The sequence below is a fragment of the Pristimantibacillus sp. Z349TD_6 genome (genome assembly GCF_056173205.1).
In genome coordinates, this window is record NZ_CM149662.1 from 7,340,955 (window position 1) to 7,355,820 (window position 14,866).

The 14,866-nt window shown below is 43.2% G+C and carries 15 protein-coding genes and 1 riboswitch; all 15 genes read right to left on the minus strand.

The window, feature by feature from the left end:
• Positions 1–15: 15 nt before the first annotated feature.
• The 15 genes from AC0VYE_RS31835 to AC0VYE_RS31905 all read right to left on the minus strand — a co-directional run bounded on the left by AC0VYE_RS31835 (position 16) and on the right by AC0VYE_RS31905 (position 14,526).
• A complete protein-coding gene (locus AC0VYE_RS31835) occupies positions 16–1,191 on the minus strand; it encodes a LegC family aminotransferase (RefSeq protein ID WP_076266189.1) in 1,176 nt (391 codons plus the stop codon).
• Positions 1,188–2,189 (minus strand): NAD-dependent 4,6-dehydratase LegB, encoded by a 1,002-nt coding sequence (locus AC0VYE_RS31840; protein ID WP_475444785.1) that lies wholly within the window; start codon positions 2,187–2,189, stop codon positions 1,188–1,190. Before AC0VYE_RS31840 ends, AC0VYE_RS31835 begins: the two co-directional genes overlap by 4 nt.
• A 20-nt stretch (positions 2,190–2,209) precedes the next feature.
• On the minus strand, positions 2,210–3,982 hold the full coding sequence (locus tag AC0VYE_RS31845) for a motility associated factor glycosyltransferase family protein (RefSeq protein ID WP_475444787.1): 1,773 nt from the start codon (positions 3,980–3,982) through the stop codon (positions 2,210–2,212).
• Between the two features lie 145 nt (positions 3,983–4,127).
• On the minus strand, positions 4,128–5,309 hold the full coding sequence (locus tag AC0VYE_RS31850) for a flagellin N-terminal helical domain-containing protein (protein ID WP_475444789.1): 1,182 nt from the start codon (positions 5,307–5,309) through the stop codon (positions 4,128–4,130).
• A gap of 139 nt (positions 5,310–5,448) precedes the next feature.
• Positions 5,449–5,673 (minus strand): carbon storage regulator CsrA, encoded by a 225-nt coding sequence (csrA, locus tag AC0VYE_RS31855; RefSeq protein ID WP_076266193.1) that lies wholly within the window; start codon positions 5,671–5,673, stop codon positions 5,449–5,451.
• Positions 5,674–5,688: 15 nt separating this feature from the next.
• Positions 5,689–6,081, minus strand: coding sequence for a flagellar assembly protein FliW (locus AC0VYE_RS31860; protein WP_475444792.1), 393 nt, complete (start codon positions 6,079–6,081; stop codon positions 5,689–5,691).
• 98 nt (positions 6,082–6,179) lie between these two features.
• A complete protein-coding gene (locus AC0VYE_RS31865; protein WP_339205360.1) occupies positions 6,180–6,746 on the minus strand; it encodes a DUF6470 family protein in 567 nt (188 codons plus the stop codon).
• A 12-nt stretch (positions 6,747–6,758) separates the two neighbouring features.
• The gene (gene flgL, locus AC0VYE_RS31870) at positions 6,759–7,730 is read right to left on the minus strand and encodes a flagellar hook-associated protein FlgL (protein WP_076266196.1); all 972 of its coding nucleotides are present in this window, start codon (positions 7,728–7,730) and stop codon (positions 6,759–6,761) included.
• 18 nt (positions 7,731–7,748) lie between these two features.
• A complete protein-coding gene (gene flgK, locus AC0VYE_RS31875; protein ID WP_475444795.1) occupies positions 7,749–9,308 on the minus strand; it encodes a flagellar hook-associated protein FlgK in 1,560 nt (519 codons plus the stop codon).
• A 19-nt stretch (positions 9,309–9,327) separates the two neighbouring features.
• A complete protein-coding gene (locus AC0VYE_RS31880; protein ID WP_076266198.1) occupies positions 9,328–9,831 on the minus strand; it encodes a flagellar protein FlgN in 504 nt (167 codons plus the stop codon).
• A gap of 8 nt (positions 9,832–9,839) precedes the next feature.
• Positions 9,840–10,106, minus strand: coding sequence for a flagellar biosynthesis anti-sigma factor FlgM (gene flgM, locus AC0VYE_RS31885; RefSeq protein ID WP_076266199.1), 267 nt, complete (start codon positions 10,104–10,106; stop codon positions 9,840–9,842).
• Between the two features lie 108 nt (positions 10,107–10,214).
• Entirely contained in the window at positions 10,215–10,631 is a 417-nt protein-coding gene (locus AC0VYE_RS31890) for a TIGR03826 family flagellar region protein (protein ID WP_076266200.1), read from the minus strand.
• A 114-nt stretch (positions 10,632–10,745) separates the two neighbouring features.
• Complete coding sequence (locus AC0VYE_RS31895) at positions 10,746–11,630, minus strand: ComF family protein (protein WP_475444798.1); 885 nt, start codon at positions 11,628–11,630, stop codon at positions 10,746–10,748.
• On the minus strand, positions 11,627–13,870 hold the full coding sequence (locus AC0VYE_RS31900) for an ATP-dependent helicase ComFA (protein ID WP_475444800.1): 2,244 nt from the start codon (positions 13,868–13,870) through the stop codon (positions 11,627–11,629). The genes AC0VYE_RS31895 and AC0VYE_RS31900 overlap by 4 nt, the downstream gene beginning before the upstream one ends.
• A 194-nt stretch (positions 13,871–14,064) precedes the next feature.
• Positions 14,065–14,526, minus strand: coding sequence for a glycosyltransferase family 2 protein (locus AC0VYE_RS31905; RefSeq protein ID WP_076266203.1), 462 nt, complete (start codon positions 14,524–14,526; stop codon positions 14,065–14,067).
• Positions 14,527–14,771: 245 nt separating this feature from the next.
• Positions 14,772–14,855: riboswitch (cyclic di-GMP riboswitch) on the plus strand.
• Positions 14,856–14,866: the final 11 nt, after the last annotated feature.

Here is a 14,866-nt window from a genome sequence, read left to right on the forward strand (position 1 = left end):
GTGACGACACATATTTTACGTTTGATCCTTATTTCCTCCTTTTAATGGAGTGGATGGAATGTTAATGACTCGTTTATTTAATTGGTTAGTTATAGAGAGATCCGACTTTGGACAATTGGAGTATGGAGCTAATTCGTTTAAGGGAGTCCAGATCGGTCTTGCCATCACGCCTTCGCTATTCAATTCATCAAGAACGAAATCACGAGAGTGCTTACTCTCATCCACTAACAGCGTCTGCAGCCAGTAGTTACTTTTCCCTGATGGCGGTTCTACAAATAATTGTACTCCTTCAACAGGCTCGAACAATTGCTCATATTGCTTTGTTAATCGTCTCTTCGAAGCAACAAATGTATCCATCTTCTCCAATTGCGCACAACCAAGAGCAGCATTGATATTTGGCATTCGGTAATTATATCCGATTTCATCATGACGGTATTCCCAACGATGTGGCATTTTAGCTGTTGTCGTAAGGAATTTTGCATAATCAGCAAGCTTCACGTCATTGGTTAATATGGCACCACCGCCACCGGTAGTCATAATCTTATTACCGTTAAAACTAAGGGCTCCAACAAGCCCGAACCCTCCAGTATGCTTTCCTTTGTAATAAGAGCCTAGTGATTCTGCCGCGTCTTCGACAAGAATAAGGTTATAACGCTCACAAACATTAATTAGTAAATCCATATCTACAGGATGTCCGAATGTATGCATAGGAACGACAGCACGAATGATACGCCCAGTCTGTTTATTAATGAGATGGCTATTCCTCATCTCACCAATCTCTTGAATATATTGTTCAAGTTTCACGGGATCGATTCCCATTGTCCGTTCCGAAACATCAATAAAATGAGGAACTGCCTGTAAATAGGAAACGGCATTGGCGGTTGCAATAAAGGTTAGCGCTGGAATGAAAACCTCATCATTAGCTTGTAAACCAGCAATCTTGAGAGCGATATGTAGAGCGGCTGTTCCATTAACAACAGCAACAGCTCGTTCCACACCTGTGTATTCTGCTAATTTAATCTCGAAATCATCGACATATTTGCCAACAGATGAAACCCATCCCGATTGAATACAATCTGTTACGTACTCCAGTTCTTTCCCACTAAAGGTTGGTTCGTGTAATGGAGTGAATGGTGCATTTCCGTGAATGTCCTTTATACTCTGGGCGATGCTTTTCCATTGATTGATCATATATTGTATACATCTGCCTTATATTGTGATAAGTTCTTTGGATTTGCGAACCATTCAATGGTCTCTTTCAAACCACGCTTAAACCCATCGATTCCCCCATAATTAGGCTCCCAACCGAGTAGTTCTTTCGCTTTTTGATTATTTGCCCAGAGTCGTTCCACTTCACTTTTCTCAGGACGATGACGAATTTCGTCTGTTTCAATTTCGATATCCACTCCCATAACTTCCGCAATTATAGAAGCTGTTTCACCAATTGAAATTTCGTAGTTGCTTCCGATATTAATGACTTCGCCAAGCGCTTTATCACTATTCAGAATGGAAACAAACCCATTTACAGTATCTTGTACATAGTTAAAGTCTCTCGTTGGACTCAGGGCTCCTAGTTTGATTGTCCTCGCGCCGGAAGCAAGCTGTGTAATAATAGTCGGTATCACAGCGCGTGCAGATTGACGTGGCCCATACGTATTAAAGGGGCGAATAATCGCTACAGGAGTCTCGAAGGAACGGTTGAACGCTAATGCCATTTGGTCAGCACCGATTTTAGAAGCCGAGTAGGGCGACTGTCCTTGCAAGGGGTGATCTTCATCAATCGGTACATATTGGGCAGTACCATAAACTTCGCTCGTTGAGGTATGAACGACTTTAGCTATATTAAGCTCACGTGCAGCCTGCAGCACATTTAGTGTACCTTTGATATTTGTATCTATATAAGTATCCGGTGAATGATAGGAATACGGAATCGCGATTAATGAAGCCAAATGCAGCACTTTATCACAATCTTTCATCGCTTCCTTAACTCCATAGGGGTCTCTAATATCCCCAGCGAAAACTTCAAAATCTGACTTATACGAGGAATGATCCAGCCATCCCCAAGAGTTAAATGAGTTATAATAAACAAATGCTTTTACATCATATCCTAACGCTACCAATCTCTCTGTTACATGTGAGCCTATAAAACCGTCTGCTCCTGTTACAAGTACTTTCCCAGATGTATTCAAATGCCTTCACCCCGGTTACACTATTTGAATTTGTTCAAACTTTCTTCAAGTATATAAATAATAGCTTCAATGACAACAACACTTACTGTAAGAAATTCAATTTGGATATCTTTGTTTCTTCTGAAATTTTCTGAGGATAGTATGTTTTCAATATCATAAAGCTTCCAAAATGTTGTCAACATAGCAGGCTGCAAATTATGTCTTAACAACCAATTACTCGTGATAATACTGTATAATGCATCACTTCTCTGTAATTTACTTAATATTTTTTGCATTTCTTTATCTGATGGAGAATTAGCAATCTTTAATTTTGTGATAGCAGTTTTCTGGTTCTCAAATTTCAATCTAATATCCGTGAAAAACTCAACTTGCCCTTCAATCACTGTTTTCATTTGTTCTTTAGACAATGAATACGATTGCTTATCCTTGATTACATCCTTAACCGGTTGCATTTGTTTTGAACAGTACTGTTGTAATACATCCTCGAGACTCATTTGAGTCGTATGCGCGATTTTCGAGCCCCCTTCGGTCGCATTAATGACGAACAGCTTATTATCGTATATTTGCTTTTCGAACCACAGTCTAAAGTTGATCCATATTTCAGTTGATGTTACCCTATCCCCGTAATAACCTTCAACTTTCAATTTTTCAACTTCAGAGAAAGTATAATTTGTAAGTTCTGCATCGTCATAAATCGTTCCACCCGCGTGAGACTGTTCCATCGTATTTCCAAATGCTAAATCTTGGCCCACTAATACAATCGGTGATGCACCAATATGTGTAGCAAATCCAAAGGCAACGTGAGCGCATGATACACCTGTTTTAAAATAATTTTCCCCATGGATATCGAACACATCACGAATCCAATTAAACTCACCGACATTCTCCCTCATAGGGACAATAATATCACCTTTAAATTCCTCGAAGATCCTTGGATAAAGAACCATTGGTCCTACCAAGGTAGTCTCAATTGGATACTCTTTATTTTGGTAAAAATAAGTATACGTTTCTTCTTGCCTCTCAATTGAACAAATAAAATCAGGTATAATGCCTTCATTACACAGCCTGCTGGCAATCGTATCCACTGCAATAATGATAGCCTCATTTTTTATCTTCTTTAAATGAGCTATGTTTTTATTCAAGGATGGACCTGCGGCTACAATAATAGCTGGCTTATCCACAAAAGCACTTTTCAAATGTGAAACGTCCTTCGATCTCAGCAGACAACCAATATTAGTCATCGTCTGATTAAAACCAATCAAGCTATCTTCAACCGAATTACCTAATATAAGTGCTTTATATTTAACCGTTTCGGTAACTTTTTTTACTAATGCTACACTTACATCTACACCATTTTTCCTGTAATAAGATGTGAAATAAAATTTAATACTCTTCATATAATAGACAAGTATGGTTGAAAACAAATTATCTAAGAAAAAAGATAATTTATTCAAATCATCAGCAAAAAGCATTACGCGTGAATTATTAAACATCCCTAAATCTTGATTATGTAAAGCATGATGAAAAAATGAAAAGTTAGGCTCAACGATAATAAGGTATGACTCTTTGCTCATGGTTCGAATGACAGTTTGAATCTCGTCAATGGAATTAATACCGACACATATAATGAGTTCCCGTTTGTTAGGATTAGGTTTATTCGATTCATCAAATTCATAATCTTGTTGATCATTCATAATCGTATGTTGAATATCTTCTTCTTCTGGCTGGCCTATCCAATGACTAGAATTTGCAGATAACAATTCAATATTCTTATCCAATAGAGTCTTAACCATGCTGGATGCTCCCTTATCTCACATAATCAATATTGCTAATTTATTAATAAATTGCTGCTGAATAACGTCTATTATGCCAAAAAATCCCCCGAAAAATTCGAGAGATTTTTTGGATTTTTCGTGTATTGCTACTCAATTGTATCGATTATCTCAACAATTGAAGTACGCCTTGTGGCTGTTGGTTAGCTTGAGCAAGCATCGCTTGTGCAGCTTGTGCAAGGATACTATTTTTCGTTTGTGCCATCATTTCCTTAGCCATGTCTGTATCACGGATACGAGATTCAGCAGCAGTCAAGTTCTCTGATGCAGCGCCTAAGTTGTTAATCGTGTGCTCAAGTCTGTTTTGAATAGCACCCAAGCTTGAACGTTGGGAAGAAACTTTTTGCATCGCGTTTTGTACCGTTTCAATAGCTGTAGCAGCACCGAATTTAGAAGAGATATCAATATCTTTAACTCCCAAAGCAGTTGCACGCATATCACTAACCGAGATGAACGCTGTTTGACCCGCATTTGCACCGATTTGTGTCATGATCGAACCAGCAAGATCGTTAGTAGCAGCTTCAGCCTTGCCGAAGACAAACGTCAAGCTCTCTCCGACTTTCATATCAGTAGAAGGGTCAGTAATAGTCAGCGTTTGATCTGCTGTGAAAATACCAGTTCCTGAACTGAAAGTAATGGCATTTGAAGTAACTGTGATACCTGCTGTAACTGCTTTACCGTCCGGTCCAACAATTGAGAACGTGCTAGTAGTAGAAGTTCCGCCTGTTTTAACAACGATATACGCGCCGTCTTTCTTTGAACCCGTAGAAGCAGCAGTGTTAAAAGCTTCTGCATTTGTCGTATCAATTTTAACACCCGAGTTATTGTTGATTTTACCAAAACCAGCTACTGCTTCAGTTACACCTTTAGCAGAACCGTCAAGCAATTTCTTTGTATTGAACTCTGTTGTGTTACCGATACGGTCAAGCTCAGTTACCAATTGCTTAACTTCAGCTTGAAGCTCTTTACGGTCAGAATCTGTGTTTGTATCATTCGCAGATTGAACAGAAAGTTCACGCATACGTTGCAAGATGGAATGAGTTTCGTTCAATGCGCCCTCAGCTGTTTGGATCAAGGAAATGCTGTCTTGAGCATTTTTTGAACCCATATCTAGACCGCGGATTTGACCACGCATTTTTTCGGAAATTGCAAGACCTGCTGCATCGTCGCCAGCACGGTTAATTTTCAAACCAGAAGACAATTTCTCGATGTTTTTGCTTGTTGCTGCTTGGTTAGCACCCAATTGACGGTGCGTGTTCAAAGCTGTAATGTTGTGGTTAATAATCATTAGTATTTCCTCCTTGAAATTTTCGTATTTCCGCATCCTTGCGGAAGCTTACGATAATAGTTCGGCCGCTCTATTATCGCGCTACTATATTTATCGGAATCCTACTTCAATTGTTTATAGCTTATAATTAAATATACGATTATTTTTTAAAAAACTTTGTAACGTCCTCTATGGATAAAGAATTAATAGCTGCTGCACGATTTTCAGCTTGAATAGCCATATATATTTCTTTACGATGAATATCTACTTCCTTAGGCGCCCTTATCCCTAATTTCACATTGTCCCCTTCTACGCCTAGAACAATAATTTCAACGTTTGTTCCAATCATAATGGACTCATTGCTTTTACGTGATAAAACAAGCATAGCTTTTCTACCTCCCTAGGTTTGATTGAGCGGAGCACGCGAGCTGTATGTATTATCATGGAGAATGAGCTGTTTCCCGAGCAGCGTTCTACGATTCAAAATAATCGGGGCAAGTAAATTGATTGTTGCATTCGCAAAGTCTGTGTTTATGGTCAGTACAGACCAAATCTCGACCTCTTCTTCACTGGTGATTCCCAGTTCTTCTTTAACATGATCGGGGAGCTGCCATTCATACTCTGGATAAAATAAGAACGGGTCTGCAACCAATAAAGATATGGATGGTTCATCACCAGCCTTCATTAGCTTCATCGGCAGATTATCTCCTACCTCTTCGAATATGAATTGAGTCAAGTGCTCAAAGCCTGGAATGCCCTGCTCAAACTTATAGCTAGTTTGTTCTGTACTCACATTATAACCCCCTAATAGGATAACTATTTTATTAAAAATAAAAACTATAGACCTATGCGTTTTACGCAATTGATCCATAGTTTTAACATTAACGATCTCTAAATAAGTTGGTCAATTTGTGGTGGAATAATCTCCACTTTAGGATATTGACTCATATATATATCTAACTTGCCGCGCTCATATTCAATAATGGGCTTGTTCACTTGCACGTTATAATTCACTCTTCCAGGAGTCGTATCAATAGTCAGTTCACCAGGTATATATTCAATATCAATATTATCATAGGAAGCTTCCCCGACAAAATCAAACTCAGGAAATGTTCTTTGCCACTCCCTGGCCATCTCTGCTATCGGATTCCCTCCCAAATGAATCGATGCCATCTGATCGCCCTTCTGCACAATACGTGCAATGCCCTTTAAAGCGATATCGGAAGCCATTGAATATATTCTACTCATCGTCTCTAAATTGTTTCCAAGCGCTAAAGCATCATAAACGCGATCCTGATTAATTTCGAGCCTTCCTTTTGTCGTCTGAAAATGCTGTTCCGGGCGAATTTGTTCCATCTCTATTGTAGGAGCTGGCTGCTCAATTCGTTGTTTTCCCAAATCAGCATCGATAAAAAGAGCTGCATCCTGCGTACGTATCTGAATCTGAGGAATTTGCATGTTAAGCTCCACCTATCTCAAGAAATCAACCAAACTTGGACGTATAAGCTGTGCTCCTACTGATAGGGAAGCTTGGTACACGTTTTCCTCTGTTTTCATATTTGTAATCACTTCTGCCATATCTGCATCTTCCGTTTTTGCCTGAACCGTTTTTAGATTAATTTCGATATCCGCTAGTCTATTTTGAATGATATCAACTCGATTGACCTTTGCTCCGACTTCAGCTCTCTTCGAAAGCATCGTATTCATACGAGTCTCTACCTGACTAATTAGTGCGGAAATTCCTTTTTGATCACTTGAACCCAACATATCATGTGCACGTTGAAGCAATAAGAACACGTTGTCACTGCTTTCAATCTCTGCTTGAGTTGCATTTGGAGATATCGCGTTACCAAAAACTTCATTACCCGTTATATTTATTCCCAATTTCATACCCGCGGATAGTTCATATTTAATGGAACCAGTATCTGAGTTTACTTGATATGCTTTTAACAAAGGTGGATCAGCTACTAAATCCACTTTTCCGTCTGCACCCAACGTCGGATAAGGCTTATCACCCGTCAATTCCCCATTAAATACTTGTTTACCGTTAAATTGACTATTACCAATTTCAACCATTTGATTGTACATCTGTGATATTTCGACTTTAATCGCGTCAAGGCTTGTTTGTTCGAGCGTCCCGTTTGCGCCCTTAACTAACAATTCCCTAAAACGCTGCATAATATCTCCCGCTTGACCTATAGAAGTGTCCGTATATTCCAGCATAGATAATGCAGAGCTTACATTTTCGGAGTATTGAGTGTTAGAATCTATCTCACTCCTGTATCTAAGAGCAAAAGTAATACCAACCGGATCGTCGGAGGGCTTATTGATCTTCATACCCGTGGAAAGCTGGTTTTGTAGGTTGTTCATACGCCCCATATTGTTCGATATATTACGAAGCAACTGTGTATTCATCATCGATTGTGTTACGCGAAATGACATCCCTTACACCTCCATGTTTTACAGACCTACACGGCCCATCCCATTAATAACTTTATCTAAAATTTCATCAATCATCGTCATATTTCGAGCAGCTGCATTGTATGCATGCTGGAACTTAATCATGTTGGACATTTCTTCATCTAGCGAAACTCCGCTAACCGATTGTCTGCGGGATTCAACTTGGTCGACGATAATTTGTTGATTCGCTTGCATACGAGTTGCTTCCGCAGCTTGTACACCTAACTGGCCCACAACAGAACGAAAATAAGCATCAACCGTGTTTTTATTTTCACCTGTCCCCGCGTCGAAGTCGAAACGAGTATCCCTCATTTGTGAGAAAAGGACAGCCAAAGAGTTGTTACCGCTTATAACTGACTCTGAACCATCTGCATTCGTAGCTACCCGCATAGATGTCGCAATCAAATTAGAATTTGCAACAATTGCAGGATTAAGCGTGATGTTGCCGGCATTCAATCCAGCAGTACCGCCGTTTGCATCTGTAAAGAAAGGCAAACCCGCTTCTTGTCCAGCCAACGAATAACCAAGCTGATGCAATCCATTCAAACCTTTTACCGTAACTTTTGTATCTTCGTTCAGTGTACGATTTGTGCCTGTATAGGTTACGTTATTCAATACTGTTCCTTCTGGCAAAACAGATCCTTTAGGCAGCGTAACCTCAAACTCGCCATTCGCCATCGTTTGAACGAGATTATTAAGTTCTCCGATGTACCCCTCGACGTAATGATCTCTTGCATATATCGTTCCATAAATAGCACCGCTATTTAAATCACCATTAGCAACCGCTGTAGTAACTGCTGCTGAATCCAGAGAAGCAGTGGCTGTTCCTTGCACCAGCTCCGTACCGCCCATCGTAATGCGGTAGCCGCTCTCTTGGTCTTCTACGCGAATATTGATTAGCCCCGAAAGCTGATCTGTAATCAAGTCACGCTGATCCCGCAAATCATTTGCGTTATCGCCTAAGCTTTCAACCCGTCTAATCTCTCCATTTAACTGGGCAATGCTTGTTGTAATTGAATTAACGGTATTTAAGTTAATCTCTACATTTTCCGTCAAATCTGCTTTTAAATCGCCGAGCTGCTTAGCTGTGTAATTAAAAGAATCCACAAGTGCCATCGTTTGTTCCATAACGACTTTGCGGCCATCCGCATTCTCAGGGTTTTTGCTGAGGTCTGACCACGAATTCCAAAAATTCGAGATCACCGTTCTAAGACCCGTGTCGCTTGGTTCATTAACGATACCCTCTAATTTAGAGAGCGTGTCGAGCTGAACTGAGAAATTACCCAGTGATTTATATTCATTGCGATACTGATTATCCAGAAACTTCTCTCTAATCCGAGTGATGGAAGACGCCTCAACGCCTGTACCCAGCTGACCAGCTGCTGTTGATTTGGAGAAACCAACCGCGTCTATCGGTCTTGATGCAGTCATGTTCACCACTTGGCGTGAGTAGCCTGCCGTATTCGCATTTGAAATGTTGTGTCCAGTTGTATTCAGAGCAGACTGAGTGGTAAATAAGCTGCGCCTTGCCGTTTCTAAGCCATGAAAAGTGGATGCCATCGTATATTGTCCTCTCTTGTTACGTTTTCATATTAAAGCGGCCATTACGATTTAAGGCCATGCCTTGAACAGCACGATGATAGGTCGCTTCTTCCTCAGTCGGACCAAGCAGCAAATCTTGCGTAAAATGCAAATGCTCCAGAGTCATCCTTACGAGCTGTTGATTGAATTCGTTAATATCTTGAAGTTTCTTAAGTGCTGCCGACAACTCATTCCATATCGCCTGAAGCTGCTGCTTCTCATTCGCTTGGTATACAGCTTGTATGAGCTTCTCCATTTTGAACGAACGATGGGCAGTCAGCTTCTGATCAAGCATATATTTCCCTATCAAAAAGATACGCTGCTGCTCCAGATCCATGATCCGCTGAAGACTCTTCTTCTCTTTGCTGGAAATATACGAGAGCGTCTCTACTTGGTTCACTGTAATAGCCGACGTCTTCGCGTTGCCGTATTCAATAAGCTGCAGGTGCTCGTCTAAAAGCTCTTGCAAAATCACGATGATTTGCTGGATGTACTCATTCATTTAGAGGATTACTCCTTCAGGAAGGGAAGCAGCTTCTCGGCAATCTTGCCAGCTTCCACATGATAGTTGCCTGTTGCTACCGAACGCTTCAGCTGCTCAATATGTTCTGTTCTGTCCGCTCCGCTTGCTTTGCTTGTCGATAGCAATTCCTTAGCTGCAGCAGAGATTTGAACCTCGTCCTTCTGCTTTGCCTTGTCTGCTCCGCCTACTCTGGCTTCCGAATGCTTCTGGTAAGGATTAAGCGCTCCGATACGATTCGTCTCATTTATTTTCATTGTTTACCCACCTCATTATTTACAGGAACTAAAAAAGCCGATTACCTTTACAAGTATTATCGGCTTCAGTCAAGTGAAATTTTATAGTCATCAAAATATTAACTTAAATCATTTATCATTGTATCTTTCTAAGCCTTTATAAACACCCGTTTGCTTGTAAGCACTTTTTAAATCTTCTTTTCGCGATATGTCTTGGAACATCTGCTTCTTATCCTTCTCAATTCGATTGCGACAATTGTCGCAAAGATGATTATCACGAATCAAAGTTCCGCAAGATTCACAAGGGTATGACATATTAGGTGCATTCATAATGGAGATGCGTCCCTCGCGTATGAACTTCGTAATCTGCTTAATCGAAACACCCGTAGCGTCAGATACCTCAGTAATAATTGAGCCTCTAAATTCACGCAAATAGTTTGCACAAAGCTCATATTCTTTATCAATTTCTCGCATGCATGCCGGACACACGTCTCTAAAGTTTTTTGCAAAAAGCTTACCGCAGCGAGGACAATTATCTAGGTTCATCGCTCTGAGCCCTCCTTTTTTTGTAAAACCATACTAGCTATTAGTTACATTCTAATCGATAGCATTAACTTTTTCACTATCAATCTAATTATTAGATCTATCAGCCTAGCTGAATTATGAACGAGCCCAGGTCAAAATATAGATATCGAGCGGAAGCTCCGCATTAAGGTGCAAAGCCTTAGAGCAGGCTTCTGCTGTACTTCCAGTTGTGTAGATATCATCGATTAAAAGTATACGAACAGCTCTATCATTTAGATGATTTTTGCTATGGGATTCAGAGGCTAATAAGCTCAAATTGTTCGTATTCACTTCAAAAAGAGATTGTGTATCGCGCATTCTTTCGGAGCGCGTTTTGAAGCTTTGCTTCTCTGAATGTCGCGAACGAATGAGCAATTCTATAAGCGGCAGCTGAAAACGCCTCGCGATATGGCTGGCTAGCTGCTGAGCTTGGTTGAACCCCCGATCAGCTTCTCGTTCTTCACTTACAGGAACGTAGGTAATAGCATCCCAGCAGTCTGCTATTGATATTTTTGGTTTACGACTGCTGCTGCTTGCCACGATAAACTGTTGAATGATTTCCATGGTCATCGCCTCGAATGGAGGCAAAAGCATATCCCCGAGCAAAGGGGCAAGCTGCTCATTGCCCCTGTATTTATACAAGGCGAGCATGGCTCGCATCGCTTGATTATAATGAACCGCGCTGCGGTTGCATATGAATGCGCCATGCGGACGACGTGTGCAGTCTTCGCATGGGATGCCGCGCCCGCATCTACGGCAGGCGATGCGGGTCAGCCATGGTATTGCGGAGAGGCACGCTACGCAAAGGGAATTACGAAGCTGGGTCGTCAGCTTCGCGTGGTTGTAGCTGCTCGCGCTGCGAGCCTCGCTTTGCGGTTTGCCGCATAGGAGACATGCGGCAGACGTTGGAGCGAGCAGCTGCGCAGATGTGGTGAAAGCGGATTGCAGACGCTGCAGCCATGCTTTTGGCGAGACGTTCATTTTGGCGAGCCTCCTTTGGGTGTGGGGAGCAAGTAGCCTTGCTTGCGAGCCATGCGGTTCATCGTTTGAATATGGCGTACCGCCTGCAACTGAGGGCGATTGCGATCATGGCTGCAAAAGTACACACGACCGAATGGATCATCCGCAGAGCGGCCAGCTCTTCCAGCCATTTGAACCAGTGAAGCCTCGTCAAATAACCTTCCGTCCGCGTCGAGAATATAGACATCGCTTTTAGGAATCGTGACGCCCCTCTCTAGAATGGTAGTTGTGACTAGTACTCGTATATTCCGCGAGCGAAAACGCTGAACCTTCTCTGTTCGTTCTTCATCCTGTGAAGAGGTTGCTGCAACAGCAGGATGTGATAGAGCAGCACGTAATAAAGCCGCCATAGGCTCGGTTTGAACAATTTGCTGTACGAATACAAACAGCTGAGCACCTCGATCAAGCGATGACCGCATGGCCGCTAACAGCTTTGACGGCAGCTTGCGGTGCTGGAGCATCTGCTTTACTGTTGGCGTTTGTAGAAGCTTGGGCACTGGAAGCGGATGACGATGATATCGAACAGGTACTCTTGCATGAGGCAGCTTCCCTCGTTTTGCTGCTCTTTGCAGCTCGCTAGGCGGCGTAGCAGACAGCAGCAAACGAGCAGCGCCTGGCGCACAGCTCTTATCTGCTGCAAAATGCAGCAATGGGTCACCCGCAAAAGGAAACGCATCTAGTTCATCAACTACAACGAGATCAAAGCCTTGATAAAACCGCATCAGCTGATGCGTTGTGGCAAGCGTAATATCTCCGCTTTCCCAGCGCTGATCACTACCACCGTATAATGTTACGACTGACGCCTTAGGAAAAGCTTTCCGAATACGCGGGTCAAGCTCAATCACCACATCACGGCGCGGTGTGGCAATAAGCGCCTTTCCGCCGTGCAGCAGGACAGACTCAACAAGCGGAAAAATCATCTCCGTCTTGCCAGCCCCTGTTACAGCCCAAAGCAGAAACTCTCTCATCTGGCGCTGCTTGTCCAGCTTTGACAATGCCGTGTCTATCGGCGGCTCTTCCACAAACTGCAGTGCCTTGGCTGCTGCAGCTGTCTGCGCAGGGCTAAGCCCCCATTTACCAAGCCGCTGTTCATACGTCAGCTGCCTCAACCCCTTACCAGAGCCGCGAACCGTCGTCTCTGTCCAATTCAACCCCGCGCGCTGCCCCGTAATGAGCAGCTCACATTCCCGGCTTCGCCCCATCCCAATGCACGCCATGCAATAGGCGCAGTGCCTCCCGCACGCTGCACATGCCGTGCGGTGCATTTGCGCCTCGCCGCTCCCGCAGCGCAAACAGCTGCGCTCGCGCCTGCGGCGCCCTAAAGCGTCCAATCGCCCGCCACCCACGGCGGCGATTGATCCACTCAGGCGCACCTGCCCGAGCAGCGAAGCAAGCTGGAGCAATTCTCTCCAGCTTGACGCGGCACCGGGACAGCTTGCGCTAGACAACAGGGCGTGCGCCTCGCTTCGCAAAAGCGCACGTCCCTGCAGCATACCCGCGGCAAGCTTCGCTCCTGCCGCGATCTCTCCCAGCTCTGCAGCGCTATAAACTCGCGCTCCCTCGCCACCCACACGCTTAGCGCTGCTATGCTTTTCACCATTATTCGCAAGCGCTGCTCCTCCGATTTCCCCAACGACAACGCCCCCTACCTTCTCCCACCTCTCCACTAAACCAAAAAGCCTCTCTATCGCCAACGCTCCTTTCCGCTTCCCTCGATTACCCAAAAAACGCCAACGACTCCCGAAACTAATCTTACCATTATGAACTGCTTGCTCTACTCCTCCACTGTGTTTCCGATAATTTCTCTCCAACTCACTAGATTTCTGATTACTACTATTCAACCCGCCAGCTGCTGCATCTCCACTCGCCCCATCAGCTATTGCTTCCTCCGCACATGCCGCCAACAGCTCAATCGCCTCATAATCAGCATTCCGTCCTCCTTCATTCAAACTTTTACTCGCACCGTTTCTGCCGCCGCTGCCACGTTTCATAGCCGCATCCCAAAGCTCCACTGCAACGCACGCATCCCCGAGCGGCAGTTCTTCTTTTAGCAGCCATCCCTCCTCTGCGATCTCGTTGTTCAAGAATCCCGCTTTACCAAATGTTCCATGCATCCAGAAGTATTTATCCACCATTGCCTTGATGGTCAGTCGAGCCTGCCAGCAGTCTTTCACTTTCACAACATACAATTGTGCCTTCATCTCTATTCGCTCCCTCGACACTTTATAGAACTGACTTCATAATTCATCTGTTATGTTAACTATGGCCTCTCCCTTCCCTGACAAAAGGAGAATGATGTTTGCAAGCACTGTAAACAAAAAAAAGCACACCCAACAACGCATTTGCGTTATTGAGTGTGCTTCACTCCGACTATTTCATTACCGTAGAGTATATACTAAAATGGCATTTTCGACAAATCTGTCGGATTTTGCAAATCAATTAGCACCGCATGATCGGAAAGCGACACAACTCCTTCTGCCTGGAGCAGCCATAGCAGCTGAGTTCCATCCACACCCTCTGTTTGAGAACGCTTACTGCCTTCGCTTTCAGACAACGGATTAGATCCATTAGAGTGAATCCTGACCTCATCGCCCTTTCTAGCTAATCGTTCAACAATAGCCAGTGTCTCCTCTGTAACCCCTTGATCTACGATCGTCAAACGAACGTTTTTCCCCATTCGCCGAGAGAAAGAAAACAGCGAACGTACATACCATTCCATATTGTTTTGCTGAACGTCAGCAACGAGCACATAATGCTTGCTGGATTGCTGGCGCCCTCGCCAAATTCGATACGCCAGATGCACCGACAATGCAGCCAAAGCATAACAGCCAATAACAAGAAGTAGAAGTTCAAACATGGCGGCCACCTCCTCTTTGTGACACTATATGCCATGAAGAGCCCACTGGTTCCGCAATCAAGGGACAAGGTGACAAAATGTGTGTTATGCCAAAAATATATCCTGCTTTATGATGATTATTAGTCATTTTCTGACAAAGAAACACCCTTGAGCAATTTCCAATACATGTTATCATTTTAATATGAAAGCATGCATATATAACCGGTGCACGCATATAGAAAGGGAGAGTGGATTTTCACAATCAAAATAACTAGGGAAGCGATGAAGTATAATCTACAATTGGACACTTGGATTATATGGAGCTAGTAGTGTAACCGGCCCTCTTGGAACCCCACTACGT

Excerpts from the sequence above, each read along its gene's own strand:
- AC0VYE_RS31835 (WP_076266189.1), bottom strand. The coding sequence starts at position 1,191 with ATGATCAATCAATGGAAAAGCATCGCCCAGAGTATAAAGGACATTCAC.
- AC0VYE_RS31845 (WP_475444787.1), bottom strand. The coding sequence starts at position 3,982 with ATGGTTAAGACTCTATTGGATAAGAATATTGAATTGTTATCTGCAAAT.
- AC0VYE_RS31850 (WP_475444789.1), bottom strand. The coding sequence starts at position 5,309 with ATGATTATTAACCACAACATTACAGCTTTGAACACGCACCGTCAATTG.
- csrA (WP_076266193.1), bottom strand. The coding sequence starts at position 5,673 with ATGCTTGTTTTATCACGTAAAAGCAATGAGTCCATTATGATTGGAACA.
- AC0VYE_RS31865 (WP_339205360.1), bottom strand. The coding sequence starts at position 6,746 with ATGCAAATTCCTCAGATTCAGATACGTACGCAGGATGCAGCTCTTTTT.
- flgL (WP_076266196.1), bottom strand. The coding sequence starts at position 7,730 with ATGTCATTTCGCGTAACACAATCGATGATGAATACACAGTTGCTTCGT.
- flgK (WP_475444795.1), bottom strand. The coding sequence starts at position 9,308 with ATGGCATCCACTTTTCATGGCTTAGAAACGGCAAGGCGCAGCTTATTT.
- AC0VYE_RS31880 (WP_076266198.1), bottom strand. The coding sequence starts at position 9,831 with ATGAATGAGTACATCCAGCAAATCATCGTGATTTTGCAAGAGCTTTTA.
- flgM (WP_076266199.1), bottom strand. The coding sequence starts at position 10,106 with ATGAAAATAAATGAGACGAATCGTATCGGAGCGCTTAATCCTTACCAG.
- AC0VYE_RS31890 (WP_076266200.1), bottom strand. The coding sequence starts at position 10,631 with ATGAACCTAGATAATTGTCCTCGCTGCGGTAAGCTTTTTGCAAAAAAC.
- AC0VYE_RS31895 (WP_475444798.1), bottom strand. The coding sequence starts at position 11,630 with ATGAACGTCTCGCCAAAAGCATGGCTGCAGCGTCTGCAATCCGCTTTC.
- AC0VYE_RS31900 (WP_475444800.1), bottom strand. The coding sequence starts at position 13,870 with ATGAAGGCACAATTGTATGTTGTGAAAGTGAAAGACTGCTGGCAGGCT.
- AC0VYE_RS31905 (WP_076266203.1), bottom strand. The coding sequence starts at position 14,526 with ATGTTTGAACTTCTACTTCTTGTTATTGGCTGTTATGCTTTGGCTGCA.